Here is a 15,489-nt window from a genome sequence, read left to right as displayed (position 1 = left end):
GATCCTTCAGTCTCCTTCCGGGCGAGGGTTTCCGGGGCCGAGGAGCCGGGCGGCGGTCAGGGCATACGTACGTGCGGCCACCAGCAGCTCGGCGATGGCGACGGACTCGTCCGGTCGGTGCGCCTGGTCGTTGACCGATCCCGGTCCCAGCACCACCGTCGGCACGCCGAGGTCGCATGCGATGTATCCACCGTCACAGGCAGCTGTCCATCCGCCCAATGGCAGTCCGGGACCGCCGGACTCGGCCAGAGCGGCGTCGACGGCAACCGGGAAGGGGTCGGTGGCCGAGGTGTCGAACCCCGGCATGCTCATCGGCATCACGATCTCGAACGACAGGCCGTCGTTCTGCAGTCGCAGTGTCGCGATGCGCTGCCGCACGGACTCCAGCACCTGCGCCGGGTCCTCGCCTGGCAGCAGTCGCCGGTCGGCCTGCACTCGGCAGCGTGCGGGCACGATCGCCGTGCCCTGGCCGCCATCCACCTGGCCGACACTCCATGTCGCCGCACCCGCGAGTGGATGCGCGTGGGAGGCGAGCTCGTCGTGCCACGCGCGCAGGGACTCGATGATGCGCGCCGCCCCGTAGATGGCGTTGCAGCCGTCGGACGGGCGACCCGAGTGCGCCGCGACACCGTGCACGGTGATGTCCAGGTAGCAGTCACCGCGTGCGGCGATGATCGTCTGCAGGTCGGTCGGCTCGGCGGTGATGCACCCGAGATAGGGCGGATGCGACTCCTGCATGAGGTGCCGTATGCCGAGCCCGCCCTCCTCCTCGTCCACCGTGGCCGCCAGCTCGATGGGTCCGGTCAAGGCCGTTTGAGTCTCCGCAGCGGCACGCTGCACCGCGCTCATGGCGATCACGCAGGCGGCGAGTCCGCCCAACATGTCGGTGGATCCACGCCCGAAGATGCGTCCGTCACGCACGACACCGTCGATCGGGTCGACGGTCCAGCCCTCGCCGATCGGCACGACGTCGGTGTGTCCGAGCAGGAGGAGGCCAGGGCCTTCGCCGGCCCGCGTGGTGGCGTGCACGTTGTCCCGCCCGTCGGCTGCAGTCGAGGTCCGCACGGCCAGGTCGTGGTCCAGGCAGGCGCCGACCAGGGCCGCCACCGTGGCGGCCTCCTGCCCCGGTGGGTTCTGGCCGGGCTGGCGGATCAGCAGCTGCGTCAGACCGACCAGGTCGGACTCGTCGATCAGCTCCAGCGCGCGCCGCTCGAGCGGTGCGGGCGGCCGGGAGGGGGTCGGGTGGCGTGCAAGGTGGTCGGTCGTGCTGCTCACTTCGTCACCTTGTCGACGGCCCGGGCCAACCGGGCGACACCCTCGTGGATCCGGTCCGGCCGAGTGGAGGCAAAGCAGACCCGCAGCGCGTTCGGGAACCGCTTGCTCGGTGAGAACGCATTGCCGGGGATGAAGGCAACGCCTTCGGCCAGAGCCGGTTCGAAGAGTGCCTCGGTGTCCACCTCGTCACCGAACGTCACCCAGAGGAAGAACCCGCCTTCGGGGTCCGTCCACCGTGCCCGACCGGCGAAGTGCTCCTGCAGGGCAGCCTGCATGGCCTGCTTGCGCTCCAGGTAGACCGCACGCTGCGTGACCAGGTGGTCCTGGAGGTACCCGCCACGCAGGAATCCCGCAACGAGTCGCTGCAGCGGCAGGTTGGTGCAGGTGTCCATCGCCTGCTTGGCGTTGATGAGCAGCTGGCCCAGCCCGGGATCGGCATCGACCCAGCCGACCCGAAGGCCGGGCGCGATGATCTTGGAGAAGGTCCGCACCGAGTAGACCAGCGGGTCACCGTCTGCCAGCTCGTGCAGTGAGGGCATCGGATCGCCCTCGAACCGCAGCATGCCATAGGGGTCGTCGTCGATCACGGCGCTGCCCCACGTCCGTGCGAGCTCGAGCAGCCGCTTGCGGCGCGCGATCGACATGGTGGAGCCGGAAGGGTTCTGGAAGGTGGGGATCGTATAGATCGCCTTCGGGCTGCGACCGGCCTTCTCGACCAGCTGCTCTAGCCGGTCGACATCCATGCCCTCGTCATCGACCGGCGCCTCGAGCAGCTCGGCCTGGTAGGACAGTGCGGTCGCGGACCCGTTGGTGTAGGTGGGGGACTCGACGATCACCAGGTCACCGGGGTCGACGAACAGCTTGAACGCCAGGTCGAGTCCCTGCATACCTCCCGAGGTGATGGTCAGCCGCTCGGGTGTTGTCGCGTCGGTGGTTCCCGCGAGCATGTCGAGCAGTGCCTCTCGCAGGGCCGGATCACCCTCTGTCGCGGCGTAGTCGAATGCGTCCGGTGAGTGCTCACCCATGACCGCAGCGCCCACCTGGGCGAGTGCACGAGTCGGAATCGCCTCTGGCGCAGGGCTGCCCATCGCAAAGCGGACGATGTCGTGGGTCTGCTTGGCGAGCAACGAGGTGCTGGAGTCGATCACGGACCCCACCAGATCGGTTGCGCGGGATGCCAGGGGCAGGGAGGCGGTACTCTGCTGGGGCGGGTGTGTCATACGTTCACTCCTTCACGGTCAGGCCACGTGGCACGTTCGTCAGTTGTTCTGCGCCCTCACTCGTGACGAGCAAGGACTCCGAGGTCTCGTAGCCCCACCCGTCCATCCACATCCCGAGAATGATGTGGAAGGCCATGCCGGCCTCGATGACGGTCTCCTCCTCGGGGCGGATGCTCATGGTGCGCTCACCCCAGTCCGGCGGGTATCCGATGCCGATCGAGTAGCCGATCCGCGACTCCTTCTCCAGCCCATACCGACCGATGGTGCGGGCGAAGGCCCAGTGCACGTCCCGGCCGGTGGACCCGGGTCGCATCTGTTCGAGCGCGGCCGCCATTCCCTCGCTGACCGCATCCGCCACTGTGCGTAGGCGGTTCGGCGGGGTGCCGAGGGCAACGGTTCGGGCGAGTGGGGCGTGGTATCGCTGATGGACCCCAGCGATCTCGATCGTGGTTGCCTCGCCGGTCAGCAGCGGCAGGTCGCTCCAGGTCAAATGTGGTGTGCCGGACGTGATCCCGGTCGGCAGCATGGGGACGATGGCGGGGTAGTCGCCACCGAGATACTGGGAGCCGAGTGCCTGCGCGTGCTGGATCTCCGCGACGACGTCGCACTGCCGGCGGCCGGGGATGATCTGCTCGATCGCGATCTCCATGACGCGCTGGGCGATCTGACCCGCGCTGCGCAGCTTGGCCTGCTCGCGCTCGGACTTGATGACCCGCACCCAGTTGACCAGCTCGTGGCTGTCCACGAGACTCGCGTGCGTCAGCTGGCCCTGGATCGCCAGGAACCCACGGGGGCTGAAGAAGTGTGCGTCCATCTCCAGTGCGATGTGTGCATCGGAGGTGTCCGGCAGCAGCCCGATCTCCAGGGCGGTGCCGGCGATCCAGTCGAAGGGGTGCATGTCCGCCCGGTGGACGAGGTAGTCGGGGTAGCCGTGAATGTGCTCGGGCGGCAGGTAGGCCGTGTGCTGCGCCCCTTGCGCATCCATGTAGCGCGAGAACAGGTGGCATGGTCCATCGGCGGGCACGATCACGCACTGTGGTGTGTAGAAGGACCAGGCGTTGTACCCGGTGAGGTAGTACAGATTTGCCGGATCGACGACGATCAGCGCGCTCAGTGAGCGCTCGGCCATACGCGACTGCACCGCATGCAGACGTTCGATGTACTCCTGCTCGGGGAACGGGCGGGAGTAGAGCTCTTCGGTGGGTGCTGAGGGCACCGCCTCCTCGTTGTTGGTCACGTACTCATCGTGCCTCCAAAGTTAATTGTTGACAATCAGACACTTCGATTTCTACGTTGTGACCATGAGTGAGCATCAACCGGTGGTGGCGGTGCTGTGTGCCGAGCACGGCCCACGCCCGGCACACCTGGAGACCCTGGCGACCAGGGTGAGCCTGCGGTATACCGATGAGAAGGGCCTCGCTGAGGCGGTCGACGGCGCGCAGGTGCTGCTGCTCTGGGACTTCTTCTCCAGCGCGGTCGCGCAGGTGTGGGAGCACTGCGGCGCGCTTCGATGGATCCATGTGGCGGCCGCGGGCGTCGACAAGCTGCTCTTCGACGACCTGCGCGCGTCGGAGGTCGTGGTCACGAATGCCCGAGGTGTCTTCGACCGGCCGATTGCGGAGTATGTCCTGGGCGCCCTGCTCGCCGACGTCAAGGAGTTGCACGAGAGCCATGACCTGCAGCGCAGCCACACCTGGACGCACCGCGAGACGCGCACGCTGGTCGGTTCCCGCGCGATCGTGGTGGGCACCGGCGGCATCGGGCGCGAGATCGCTCGGCTGCTGCGCGCCGTCGGGGTGCAGGTCCGTGGCGCCGGGCGCACCGCACGCGCCGCCGACGACGACTTCGACGAGATCATCGCCAGCGGTGACCTGCCGCAGCACGTCGGGGAGGTCGACTACCTGATCAATGCGGCGCCGCTCACTGCGGCCACCCGCGACCTCATCGACGCCTCCGTGTTCGCCGCGATGCCTGCGCGCGGCTACCTCGTCAACATCGGACGCGGCGAGAGCGTCGTCGAGGCGGATCTGGTGGCTGCGGTCCGCAGCGGCCGACTGCGTGGCGCCTGCCTGGACGTCTTCCAGGAGGAGCCGCTGCGGGGCGATTCACCGCTGTGGGACCTGGCGGGCGTCACGGTGACTCCGCACATGTCGGGCGACACCCTCGGGTGGCGCGACGACCTGGCCCACCAGTTCGTCGACATCGCCCAGTCCTTCCTGGACGGTCGGCCGATGCCGAACGTCATCGACAAGCAGCTGGGCTTCGTCGCCACCTGACGCCGTTGGTCGGCGCCCTGGTGCGCCGTGCGCGACCTCGACGCCGGTGATGAGAGGATCGGCGGTATGACGCAGCGCGCCTCTGGCTGGTACGACGACCCCGACAATCCCGACCAGCTGAGGTACTGGGACGGCATCCTGTGGACCGGCCGGGTGATGTCCAAGGTCAAGCCGGGGCTGGAGGACTCCCACCTCACCGCGCCGCCGCCGGGTCCGTCTGCCGATCCGTATGCCGCGCGCCGCGCGCCGCATCCGGCAGCACACGACCCCTATGGGGGCCCCGAGCGCGGCCGGCGCCCCGACTACTCGAACCACGGAGGGAGCTACGCGCCCGTACGGGTCCCGACGACGCCCGACGGACAGCGCCTGTCCGGCTGGTGGCGACGCGTGTTCGCGCTCATCATCGACAACATCCTGATGTTCCTGGTGGCGGTCGCGATCACCTACCCGTGGGTCTCGGTCTGGATCAGTGCCTACCAGGACTGGGTCAATGCGGTCATGACCGCCGTCAACCACGGCAGTCAGCGACCCGCCATACCCGAGGCCGTGCTGCACTTCCCCTGGCAGACGCTCGCGGCAAACCTGATCGTGTACGCCGTGTACGAGATCGTGCTGATCACCTACCGGGGGCAGACGGTCGGCAAGATGATGACCGGGATCCGGGTCCGTCGGGCGAGCACCGGCGGGAACCCGTCGTTGCAGGAGTCGGCGATCCGCTTCGTCATCAAGCAGATCACTCTGATCGGCGGGCTGATCTCGGTGATTGCACCTCTGGCGTTGATCTTCACGATCGTCGACTACCTGACGCCGCTCTTCGACCGGTTGCACCGGGCGATCCACGATCGTGGCGCTCGCACCTACGTCGTGCGAACCAGCCCGCGAACAAAGCAGCGACAAGGCTGAGGGCGGCGGACCGAGGCGGTCAGTGGGCGGCGAGGATGGTGCCGCTCACCTCGCCCAGTGCGAGACGCCCGCCGTCCCTTCCCGCGGCATACCCCGTGATGGTCACGGTGTCACCGTCCTGGAGGAAGCTGCGAGTTGTCCCGTCCGCCAGGGTGATCGGAGTCTTGCCGCTCCAGGTCAGCTCCAGCAGGCTGCCGCGCTGGCCGGGTTCGTCCCCGGAAACGGTGCCGGAGGCGAAGAGGTCGCCACTGCGCAGACTGGCGCCGTTCACGGTCAGGTGCGCGAGCATCTGCGTGGGGGACCAGTACATGCCGCAGTAGGGCGGGCGGCTGACAGTCGTCCCGTTGATCGCGACCTCCAGGTGCAGATTCAGGCCGTAGGGGCGCTCGCCGCGCAGATAGGGCAGCGGTTGCGGATCCTGCCCGGGCAGGTCGACCTTGGTGTGCTCTAGTGCTTCCAGCGGCGTGATCCAGGCGCTGAGCGAGGAGGCGAAGGACTTGCCCAGGAACGGGCCGAGGGGGACGTACTCCCATGCCTGAATGTCCCGCGCGGACCAGTCATTGAACAGCGCGACCCCGAACAGGTGGTCATCTGCCTCATCGACGCTGACCCGTGAGCCGATCTCGGTCCGGCCGCCCACGATGAAACCCAGCTCGGCCTCGATGTCGAGCCGGATGCTCGGTCCGAACACCGGCTCGGAGTCCTTGGGTGTCTTGCGCTGACCGACTGGGCGAGTGATCTCGGTGCCGCTGACGACAACCGTCCCGGCGCGTCCGTGGTAGCCGATGGGCAGGTGCTTCCAGTTGGGGGTGAGTGCGGCCGAGTCAGGGCGGAAGATGCTGCCCACGTTGGTGGCGTGCTGCTCGCTCGCGTAGAAGTCTACGTAGTCGGCGACGTCGATCGGCAGGTGCAGGCTCACGTCTGCGAGCTCGTGCAGGTGTGGTTCGACGCCGGCCCGATGCACCTGGTCGGTCAGGATCTCGATCAGCCAGGCGCGTGCAACCGACCAGGCGTCTCGACCCAGCTCGAGGAACGCGTTCAGGCTCGGGGTCTGCCAGGCGGTGGCCAGGTCGGGGCCGTCGCCGACTCCGACGGCGCGGCCGATCGCGGCGACCGCTCCCGCATCGAGCACCCGATCGCCGATGCGCACGCCCACCCGGCGCGCTCCGCCTGCCGGTGAGAACACGCCATACGGGAGGTTGTCGATGCCGAACGGGTGGTCGGCAGGCAGGTCGAGCCAGGTGTTTGTGGTCATATGCGCTCCTCGATGAGGCCGTGGTCGGACAGGGCATGCACAGGGTCCAGGACGTCGCAGCACCCGTAGGAGTGGAAGGTTGCGCGGATGGTGGCGGCACGGTCGGCGGACAGGCTCCGCAGCGTGCCGACGAGGGCGTCGGTCTCTCGCGACGCCAGCAGGTCCTCGACGGCGGAGGCGCCGGCTCCGGCGAGCGCGGCATCGGTGGCGACGAGCACGTTGAGGAACCCGAACTGCGTCTCGCCCGCACCCGCGGGCTCACCGGTGATCGGGTGGTGCAGGCCACCGGTCAGCTTGAAGGCGAGGTCCTGGCTGAGGCAACCGACGATGAACGCGCCCAGCTGGGCCGGGGTGGGCACGGGGTTGTGCGGGGTGGATCCGGTGCGCAGCTTGACGTGGACCTGGCCGTCCACTTCCGTGATGTCCGAGAGGCGCTCCAGGCCGTCGGGGCCGGCGGGGATCTCCACGGCGAGCGGCACGCCGAGTGCGAGGGCGTTCCGCCAGTCGGAGCCGTGCGGCAGCTCGATGCCGGCAAGGGAGTGGCCGGCGGACGCCACCACCTTCTCGGCGGCAGCCAGCAGTGCGCCGGTCGAGGCACCGGGACGACCGACGACGGAGATCGTGAGCGGCGTGGCACAGGCGAGCGCCTCGTCGATCAGAGCCACAGGCAGCAGCAGCGGCCCGACATACCGGGCCGCGGCAGTGCCGCGGCGCCGCATCCGACGGGCGATGGCCTCCTCCAGCGGGAAGTTTCCCGGTGGGAAGACGGCCGCATCGTCGAGGAGGCCGTCGAACAGCGCAAAGGGCGGAAGCGGCGTTGACATACGAGTCACCGTACTGGATGCTCGGGAAGAAATCGATACATCAATGTCCGATAGTCGGACATGGGCTACTGTCCTGCTGCTCCGAACCCGGGCGCGGGAGACGACACGGAGGTCGGTCGATGGCGTACTACCGGTCCATGGGCAGGCTGCCCCGGCAACGGCACACCCAGCTGAAGAATCCCGATGGCGGCCTCTTCTATGAGGAGCTGATGGGGGAGGAGGGCTTCTCCTCCGACTCGTCACTGCTCTATCACCGCGGACTGCCGTCGGCGATCGAGAATGCCGAGCGGTGGGAGCTCGGTGACTCTCTGGCCACGACCGCCAACCACCCGTTGCTGCCGCGCCACCTCAAGCTGCACGACCTGTTCGCGCAGGACGGCAAGACCGGCGCCGACGCGGTCACCGGTCGTCGCCTCGTGCTCGGCAATGGCGACGTGCGGATCTCCTACGTCGTCGCCGACACCGTCAGTCCGTGGTACCGCAACGGCATCGGCGACGAATGCGTCTACCTCGAGCGGGGCAACGCGAGCGTCGAGACGGTCTTCGGGTCCTTCGAGCTGCGCCAGGGGGACTACCTGATGGTTCCTCGGGCGACGACGCACCGCTGGCTGCCACGCGTCGAGGGAGACGAGGGGTATGCCGAGCCGCTGCGGGCCTATGCCATCGAGGGCAACTCGCACATCACCCCACCGAAGCGCTACCTGTCCCGGTTCGGGCAGCTGCTCGAGCACGCGCCCTACTGCGAGCGGGACCTGCGCGGACCGCAGGGACCGTTGCTCGCCGAGGACGTGCAGGCGGAGGTGTCGGAGTCGACCCGGGTCTACGTGAAGCATCGCGGCGACGGCCCGAGCGGCATCGTCGGCACGATCTACACGTATCCCTACCACCCGCTCGACGTCGTGGGGTGGGACGGATGTCTTTATCCCTACGTGTTCAACGTCGAGGACTTCATGCCGATCACCGGCAAGGTCCACCAGCCACCGCCGGTCCACCAGGTCTTCGAGGGCACGAACTTCGTGATCTGCAACTTCGTGCCACGCAAGGTGGACTACCACCCCGACTCGATCCCGGTGCCCTACTATCACTCGAATGTCGACAGCGACGAGATCATGTTCTACGTCGACGGTGACTACGAGGCGCGCAAGGGGTCTGGCATTGGCAAGGGATCGATCTCGCTGCATCCTGGTGGGCACGCCCACGGGCCGCAACCCGGCGCCTACGAGAACTCGGTCGGTGTGCACGAGTTCGATGAGCTGGCAGTCATGGTCGACACCTTCCGGCCGATGGAGCTGGGCGAGGGCGGCCGCGCCACCGACGACGGGGCGTACGCCTGGAGCTGGGTTGGCGGCAAGCGCTCCTGACCCTGCGGTGGATGTGCCGTGACCACCGACCTGACGCTGACCGTGCTCGGCACGACTGACCTGCACGGCAACGTCTTCAACTGGGACTACGTGCACGGCGGGGCGTATGCCGACGTCGGCGGCAACGCTGTCGGGCTGGCCAGGTGCGCCAGTCTCATCCGGCAGGTGCGCGCCGAGCGCGGTTCGGAGCGCTGCATCACGCTGGATGCCGGTGACACGATCCAGGGCACCCTGTTGGCCCACTACTTCGCCCGTGTCGACCCCGTCACCGAAGGTGCCGTCCATCCGATGGCGGCGGGCATGAACGCTCTGGGCTATGACGCTGCGGCCCTGGGCAACCACGAGTTCAACTACGGGATGGATGTCCTTCGCGCGTTCCAGCGGCAGCTGGATTTCCCGCTGCTGGGCGCGAACGCGGTGGACTGGGAGACCGGTGAACCCACCTTCCCGCCCTTCGTCATCCGCACCATCGAGGTGGACGGGCTCCCGCCGCTGCGGGTCGGCATCCTCGGGCTCGTCACACCGGGGGTGGCGGTCTGGGATCGCGCGAATGTCGAGGGGCAGGTGCGCTTTCCAGGCATTGTCGAGCAGGCTGCGCGTTTCGTCCCGATCCTCAAGAGTGGGGGTGCGGACCTCGTGGTGGTGTCCTGCCACTCCGGCATGGATGCGGATGCCTGCTCCTACGGCGATCAGATCCCGCACGCGGAGAATGTGAGCACCCTTCTGGCGCGGCAGGTCCCAGGCATCGACGCGATCCTGGTCGGGCATGCGCACGTTGAGATCGCCGAACGCGTCATCAGCAACGAGGTGACCGGCCGGGCGGTGCTGCTCAGCGAGCCACTGTGCTGGGGGATGCGGGTGAGTGTGATGAACCTCGAGCTGTCCTGTGCGGGAGGCACCTGGCGGGTCGTGAAGTGCAGTGCAGAGCTGCTTCGGGCGAGTGACGCGCAGGAGGACCGGGCGGTGGCCGAGGCCGTGCGTGCGGCGCACGAGACGGTGGTCCGCTATGCAGACGAGGTGATCGCTGTGTCGAGCACCGAGCTGTCCTCTGCCGCAGCGAGATACCGGCAGAGCCGCGTGGTGGACCTGGTTAACCGGGTGCAGGCCGAGGTGCTGCGGGAGGCGCTCGTCGGCACCGAGTCCGAGGGGCTGCCGATCTTCTCGGTGACCTCTCCGTTCAACCGGGCATCGGCGATTCCGGCCGGTGTCGTCACGGTGCGAGACCTGACGGGCGTGTACGTGCACGAGAGCACGCTGGTCGGGGTGCGGATGACGGGCGCCGAGCTGCATACCTACCTTGAGCGCAGCGCGGAGTACTTTCGGCAGGTCGCCGGACCGGGTCCCTTTGCACCGGACGAGGTGACTGGTGCAGTGACCGCCGCGGCACCGCATGGCACTCCCGACTACAACTACGACATCCTCGGTGCCTTCGACGCACCAGTGGCATACGACATTGACGTCAGCCGTCCGTGCGGACAGCGCATCAGGGCACTGACGTATGCGGGCCATCCCGTTGATCCGGACTGCAGACTGGTCCTCGCAGTGAACAGCTATCGGCAGGCCGGTGGCGGACACTACCCGGTCGTGACGAAGGCACCGGTGGTGCATGACGCCCGCCGGGAGATTCGCCAGCTGCTCATCGACTGGGTGCGCGCGGTCGGACGCCTCGAGCCCGATCGAATTCCCGTGACGACCTGGCGACTGGTTGCCGGTGACGAGCCGGTTGAGGTCTCCGTCATCAGTTAGATTATCTATGTAGTTTCGGATAGACTGAGGCCGGTGAGTACGCGTCCCGTGGAACCGTCGACTGGGCCGACAAGTGTTGTCGGTCAGCTCTTTTCGGGCGTATTCGCCATCGGCCCGCACGCCGGTGCTCATCGCGTCGCGGTGCGCGCCGGCCTTTCGATGCTGGTGCCGCTCGCGGTGCTCGTGCTGTCCGGTCACGTGCCCTGGACCCCGTATGCCGCGTTCGGCGCGTTCACGTCGCTCTACGGACGGCGTGAGAACCACGCCAGCCGCATGGGTATGCAGGCCGCGGCCGGCCTGTGCCTCACCCTCTCCGTGTTGCTCGGCGTGGCCGTCTCACTCACCCACGACGGTCGCGTGCTGAGTGTGATTCTCGGATCTGTGGTTGCCGCCGGCGGATACCTCTTGTCCGGCGCATTCGACTGGCATCCGCCGGGACCGCTGTTCATGGTGTTCGGCTTTGCCGTGTGCGCGATCATGCCCGCCACCGGGTTCGGGCTGTTGATCGCGGCAGGCGTGGCCGGCGGAAGTGCGCTGCTGGCCATGCTGATCGGCCATGCGGGGTCGCTGCGCGAGCCGAAGTCATGGCGCCGCCCGCAGCTGCGGATGCGCAGCCTACGGTCAGTGTTGGGGATGCCAGGAGTGCGCAGCGATGTCGTGCGCTACCTCATCGCAACGCCGATTGCCGGCGGCATCGGCATGGCCATGGGTGGCACCCACCCATACTGGGCAATGGTCGCGGTCGTCGTGGCGATGTCCGGCCCCGACCTGCGATCGCGTCTGACGCGAGCATCGCATCGGGTCGTAGGCACCCTCGTGGGACTGCTGGTGGCCGCCGCCATCCTCAGCCCGCATCCGACGGGGTTGGCCGCCGTGGGCGTCATCGCCGTGCTGCAGGTCGCCGCGGAGATGCTGATCGGACGCAACTACTCGCTGGCACTGCTGGCGATCACGCCGTTGGCCCTCATGATGGGTCAGCTCGCGCACCCGGTGGCGGTTGGTCCGATGCTGGCCGATCGCTTCCTGGAGACGTTGCTGGGTGCAACCGTGGGCGTGGTCGCGCTGCTGGTGCCCGACTACTTCCCCGGCCGCCGGTCAAGGTCGCGGGCGCCACAGGGCTAGCGGACCGGTCAGGGGATCTGCTCGAAGGCGCAGCATGGTCCTCTCGTGTTAGCCAGCCTGGCGTCGCAAGTAACCAGCACGGCGTCGAGCCGTACCGCGTACGGGCTGACGTAGTCCCCGGCCAGCGGGTTCTTGCCGGCGACGTGCCACACGACGGTACGGGTGTGGCGACAGGGCTGGCAGGAGGCCCGTGACGACTTGTTGTTCCTCGGCCTGCACGTCGTCGAGATCGCAGTTCTTCGCCTCAAAACTGGGTGGAAGGGCAGAGAATTGCGATCTGGTTGACGGGCAGCGTCGAAAACTGCGACCTCAGCGGCGTGACGCTGAGAGGCGTGCAACCCCGGCCGGGGAAGGAGGTGGCGGTCCACGAGCTGCGGCCCGGGAGTCCTCACCGTGGGCCGAACGCCTGTCGGCCTGCGCACCATACGTCCACCGAGTCAACCTATGGTGGTTGGGCGCCGGCCACGATCAACACCACCCGTCACGGTCTCGGGAGTCGTCTGATGCTGTCTCGTTGCTGATGCGGGCCGAGGGGCCGGTGAGCTACGCGGTGCGGACGACCGGTTCGCCGCTGAGTATGACCCCGGCGCCTGCCAGTTCGGTCAGCGTTTTCGCAGTGCTGCTCGCGGCGACGCCGGCCGTGAGGCCTAGGAGCACGCGGGTGGAGAGGTTCGCGGCGGCGGCATCGAGCGCGGTCGCCCGCACGCAGTAGTCGGTGGCGATGCCGACGACGTCGACCGCGTCGATGGCGTGTCCGGACAACCAGTCGGCCAGACTCTCGGTGCCGCCCTCGACTGTTGCCGAGCCCTCGAAACCACTGTAGGCAGCGCTGAACTCGCCCTTGCGGAAGATGGCCTCTACCCGGTCGACGGCAGGCTGGACCGCCGGGTGGAACTCAGCTCCGTGGGTGCCGATCTCGCAGTGGACTGGCCAGCTGTTCACGAAGTCCGGTGCATCGGACCAGTGCGATCCAGGATCGCGGTGCCAGTCGGCGGTGGCGACGAGCGCGGAATACCACTCGCCCTGCTGCGTCACGTAGCGGGAGATGGCCGCGGCGACGTCGCGACCGCCGGTCACGCCCATCGAGCCGCCCTCGCAGAAGTCGTTCTGCACATCGACGATGATCAGCCCACGGCGCGTCTCACTCATGCTCCGACTCTACGGCCGGGCGCACGGGATGCGCCTGCGGTCAGTCCTGCCGGCCCTGGTAGATCGTCGAGATGACGGGCTCGCCACGTGACAGCTGCGCCGCCTGGACCGGCAGCTCGGCCATCGACGCGGCATGTCGCGCCCTGGCGTCACCCAGCGTGCCCGTCCACACCACCTCGCCCCGCCGGACCAGCGGGACCAGAAGGTCCCTGGCCGATGTCCTGACTCCCGCCGAAACCCGGCCCACCTCGGGGGGCTCGCCGATGCCGATGAGCTCTGCGTCGGCGACGTCGTCTGCGCCGAGTCGGCGCAACGCATACTTGCGACCCCCGACCGACAGCTTGTCCTGGCTCTTCTTGGCCACCCCGATCAGCTCACCGGACCCGTTCTCGCGGGCCACGAGCTTGTAGACCAGGCCGGCCGTCGGCGCCCCGGATCCGGTCACCAGGCTGGTGCCGACACCATACGAGTCGACCGGGCCGGCCTGCAGGGCCGCGATGGCGTATTCGTCGAGGTCGGAGGTCACCACGATGCGGGTCTGGGTGGCCCCGAGCGCATCCAGCTGGTCGCGCACCTCGCGCGCCTGCTGCAGCAGGTCGCCGGAGTCGAGGCGCACCGCGCCGAGCTCGGTGCCGGCGACGTCCACCGCGAGCTCGACTGCCTGTGGCACGTCGTAGGTGTCGACGAGCAGCGTCGTGCCGGAGCCGAGGCAGTCCACCTGCGCCTGGAACGCCTCCCGCTCGGTGTCGTGCAGGAGGGTGAACGCGTGCGCGGCGGTGCCGGCGGTCGGCACGCCGAAGGAGCGACCGGCCTCGAGGTTGGAGGTGGCATCGAACCCCGCGAGGTATGCCGCTCGTGCGGCGGCGACGGCTGCCTGCTCGTGGGTGCGTCGCGAGCCCATCTCGATGCACGGCCGCCCGTCGGCGGCCGCCGTCATCCGCGACGCTGCCGCCGCGATCGCACTGTCATGGTTGAGGATCGACAGGGCGAGGGTCTCAAGGATCACGCCTTCTGCGAAGGTCGACTCGACCACCAGGAGAGGGGACCCAGGGAAGTAGGCGTCGCCCTCGGCATACCCCCAGATGTCGCCGGAGAACCGGTAGGCTGCGAGCCACTCCAGCGTGTCCGCATCGAAAATGCCCCGGCTGCGCAGCCGGTCCAGGTCAGCCGGCGTGAACCGGAAGCATTCGAGGGCGTCCAGGAAACGCCCGGTCCCGGCCACGACCCCGTAGCGCCGGCCGTTCGGAAGCCGCCGAGCGAAGACCTCGAAGACGCTGCGCCGGTGGGCAGCGCCACTGCGCAGCGCGGCCTCCAGCATGGTCAGCTCGTAGTGGTCGGTCAGCAGTGCCGTGGACCCGGCACGAGCGGCGTCGGCCGCGGGGGTGGTGTCGATGCTCACCCGGCCACCTTAGGGTGGAAGGCGTGTCCGTGGCGCCCCCTGAGCATGCAACGCCCGACGTCGATCGCGACGTCGAGCGGAATACCGACGTCCAGGAGGGTCTCGATCGGCCCTGGGTGACGATTGTCTGGAACGACCCGGTCAACCTGATGTCCTACGTCTCCTGGGTCTTCCAGAGCTATTTCGGCTACTCCAGGAAGAAGGCGGAGCGGCTGATGATGGAGGTGCACACCCAGGGCCGCGCCGTCGTGTCGTCGGGGTCGCGCGAGAAGATGGAGGCCGACACCGAGGCCATGCACGGCTACAGCCTGTGGGCGACCCTTCAGAAGGACGAGTGAGTGGCAACCGCATTCAAACGTAAGGGACCCCAGATCGTTGGCCGGCTCGGTGAGCAGGAGCGTGGGCTGGTCGTCGAGCTCTTGACGCAGACCCATGAACTGGTTGCGCCGGCTTACGACGAGGTGACCGGTGATGTCTTTACCGACCTGATGTCGAGTATGGGGGAGGGCCCGGGCCAAGAGGAGCTCGCCGATCGTGACTCGGCGCTGCGGCGCCTGCTGCCGGATGCCAGTCGGGACGATCCGGAGATCTCGGCGGAGTTTCGCCGGCTCACGGAGCACGGCCTGCGCCGGACCAAGGCGACGCGTCTGAAGGCTGCTGCCGATGCGCTGCGCGGCGAGTCCGGCGGCCGGGGCACCAAGGTGGTGCTCGACGTTGCGCAGGCGCAGGACCTGATGGTTGCGCTCACCGACGTGCGGCTGGTCCTCGGCGATCGGGTGGGCCTGCAGACCGAGGAGGACGGTGAGCGGCTGCAGGCCCGACTGGAGGCGTCCGAGGGCCTGGACGACCCCGTCGTCGTGCTCTATGCCTACTACGACTTTCTCACCTGGCTGCAGGAGTCGCTCGCCCAGGCGCTGATGGGCTGAGCCGACGGACTGACGGTGCTGTCGCAGGGGTTG

Annotated in this window: 14 protein-coding genes; 7 read left to right on the top strand and 7 right to left on the bottom strand. The window is 68.2% G+C overall.

Annotated elements, in window-relative coordinates:
• Positions 1 to 6: 6 nt before the first annotated feature.
• Genes FGL98_RS12955 through FGL98_RS12945 form a run of 3 tightly spaced genes read right to left on the bottom strand, consistent with a single transcriptional unit; the run spans position 7 to position 3,732 of the window.
• Positions 7 to 1,275 (bottom strand): M20 family metallopeptidase, encoded by a 1,269-nt coding sequence (locus FGL98_RS12955; protein WP_146317187.1) that lies wholly within the window; start codon positions 1,273 to 1,275, stop codon positions 7 to 9.
• Positions 1,272 to 2,495 carry an aminotransferase-like domain-containing protein gene (locus tag FGL98_RS12950; protein WP_146317186.1) on the bottom strand — a complete coding sequence of 408 codons (1,224 nt, stop codon included), beginning with the start codon at positions 2,493 to 2,495 and terminating at the stop codon, positions 1,272 to 1,274. Before FGL98_RS12950 ends, FGL98_RS12955 begins: the two co-directional genes overlap by 4 nt.
• A gap of 4 nt (positions 2,496 to 2,499) precedes the next feature.
• Positions 2,500 to 3,732 (bottom strand): M24 family metallopeptidase, encoded by a 1,233-nt coding sequence (locus tag FGL98_RS12945; protein ID WP_246136530.1) that lies wholly within the window; start codon positions 3,730 to 3,732, stop codon positions 2,500 to 2,502.
• A gap of 64 nt (positions 3,733 to 3,796) precedes the next feature.
• Between FGL98_RS12945 and FGL98_RS12940 the strand changes: the two genes are divergently transcribed.
• Positions 3,797 to 4,771, top strand: coding sequence for a D-2-hydroxyacid dehydrogenase (locus FGL98_RS12940; protein WP_146317185.1), 975 nt, complete (start codon positions 3,797 to 3,799; stop codon positions 4,769 to 4,771).
• A gap of 66 nt (positions 4,772 to 4,837) precedes the next feature.
• Entirely contained in the window at positions 4,838 to 5,674 is an 837-nt protein-coding gene (locus tag FGL98_RS12935) for an RDD family protein (RefSeq protein WP_146317184.1), read from the top strand.
• 19 nt (positions 5,675 to 5,693) lie between these two features.
• Here the strand turns inward: FGL98_RS12935 and fahA are convergent, their stop codons facing one another.
• Positions 5,694 to 6,929 carry a fumarylacetoacetase gene (fahA, locus tag FGL98_RS12930; protein WP_146317183.1) on the bottom strand — a complete coding sequence of 412 codons (1,236 nt, stop codon included), beginning with the start codon at positions 6,927 to 6,929 and terminating at the stop codon, positions 5,694 to 5,696.
• Positions 6,926 to 7,753: a hypothetical protein gene (locus FGL98_RS12925; RefSeq protein ID WP_146317182.1), complete on the bottom strand. Its 828-nt coding sequence runs from the start codon at positions 7,751 to 7,753 to the stop codon at positions 6,926 to 6,928. The genes fahA and FGL98_RS12925 overlap by 4 nt, the downstream gene beginning before the upstream one ends.
• Positions 7,754 to 7,872: 119 nt before the next feature.
• On the opposite strand from FGL98_RS12925, the gene FGL98_RS12920 reads away from it, so the two are divergent.
• Genes FGL98_RS12920 through FGL98_RS12910 form a run of 3 tightly spaced genes read left to right on the top strand, consistent with a single transcriptional unit; the run spans position 7,873 to position 11,982 of the window.
• Positions 7,873 to 9,114 carry a homogentisate 1,2-dioxygenase gene (locus FGL98_RS12920; protein ID WP_146317181.1) on the top strand — a complete coding sequence of 414 codons (1,242 nt, stop codon included), beginning with the start codon at positions 7,873 to 7,875 and terminating at the stop codon, positions 9,112 to 9,114.
• Between the two features lie 18 nt (positions 9,115 to 9,132).
• Positions 9,133 to 10,860, top strand: coding sequence for a bifunctional metallophosphatase/5'-nucleotidase (locus FGL98_RS12915; protein WP_146317180.1), 1,728 nt, complete (start codon positions 9,133 to 9,135; stop codon positions 10,858 to 10,860).
• Positions 10,861 to 10,893: 33 nt separating this feature from the next.
• A complete protein-coding gene (locus FGL98_RS12910) occupies positions 10,894 to 11,982 on the top strand; it encodes an FUSC family protein (RefSeq protein ID WP_246136529.1) in 1,089 nt (362 codons plus the stop codon).
• Between the two features lie 543 nt (positions 11,983 to 12,525).
• On the opposite strand, the gene FGL98_RS12905 is transcribed toward FGL98_RS12910, so the two are convergent.
• Together FGL98_RS12905 and FGL98_RS12900 are read right to left on the bottom strand one after the other, a co-directional pair.
• The gene (locus FGL98_RS12905) at positions 12,526 to 13,131 is read right to left on the bottom strand and encodes an isochorismatase family protein (protein WP_146317179.1); all 606 of its coding nucleotides are present in this window, start codon (positions 13,129 to 13,131) and stop codon (positions 12,526 to 12,528) included.
• Positions 13,132 to 13,171: 40 nt separating this feature from the next.
• Positions 13,172 to 14,530 (bottom strand): nicotinate phosphoribosyltransferase, encoded by a 1,359-nt coding sequence (locus tag FGL98_RS12900; protein WP_146317178.1) that lies wholly within the window; start codon positions 14,528 to 14,530, stop codon positions 13,172 to 13,174.
• Between the two features lie 23 nt (positions 14,531 to 14,553).
• On the opposite strand from FGL98_RS12900, the gene clpS reads away from it, so the two are divergent.
• Together clpS and FGL98_RS12890 are read left to right on the top strand one after the other, a co-directional pair.
• A complete protein-coding gene (gene clpS, locus FGL98_RS12895; RefSeq protein ID WP_146317177.1) occupies positions 14,554 to 14,868 on the top strand; it encodes an ATP-dependent Clp protease adapter ClpS in 315 nt (104 codons plus the stop codon).
• Entirely contained in the window at positions 14,869 to 15,456 is a 588-nt protein-coding gene (locus tag FGL98_RS12890; protein WP_146317176.1) for a DUF2017 domain-containing protein, read from the top strand.
• Positions 15,457 to 15,489: the final 33 nt, after the last annotated feature.

The sequence above is a fragment of the Leekyejoonella antrihumi genome (assembly GCF_007845645.1).
In the GTDB taxonomy this organism is placed as follows: Bacteria; Actinomycetota; Actinomycetes; order Actinomycetales; family Dermatophilaceae; genus Leekyejoonella; species Leekyejoonella antrihumi.
Note: the sequence above shows the minus strand (reverse complement) of the source record. Positions and strands in the feature narration are given on the sequence as shown.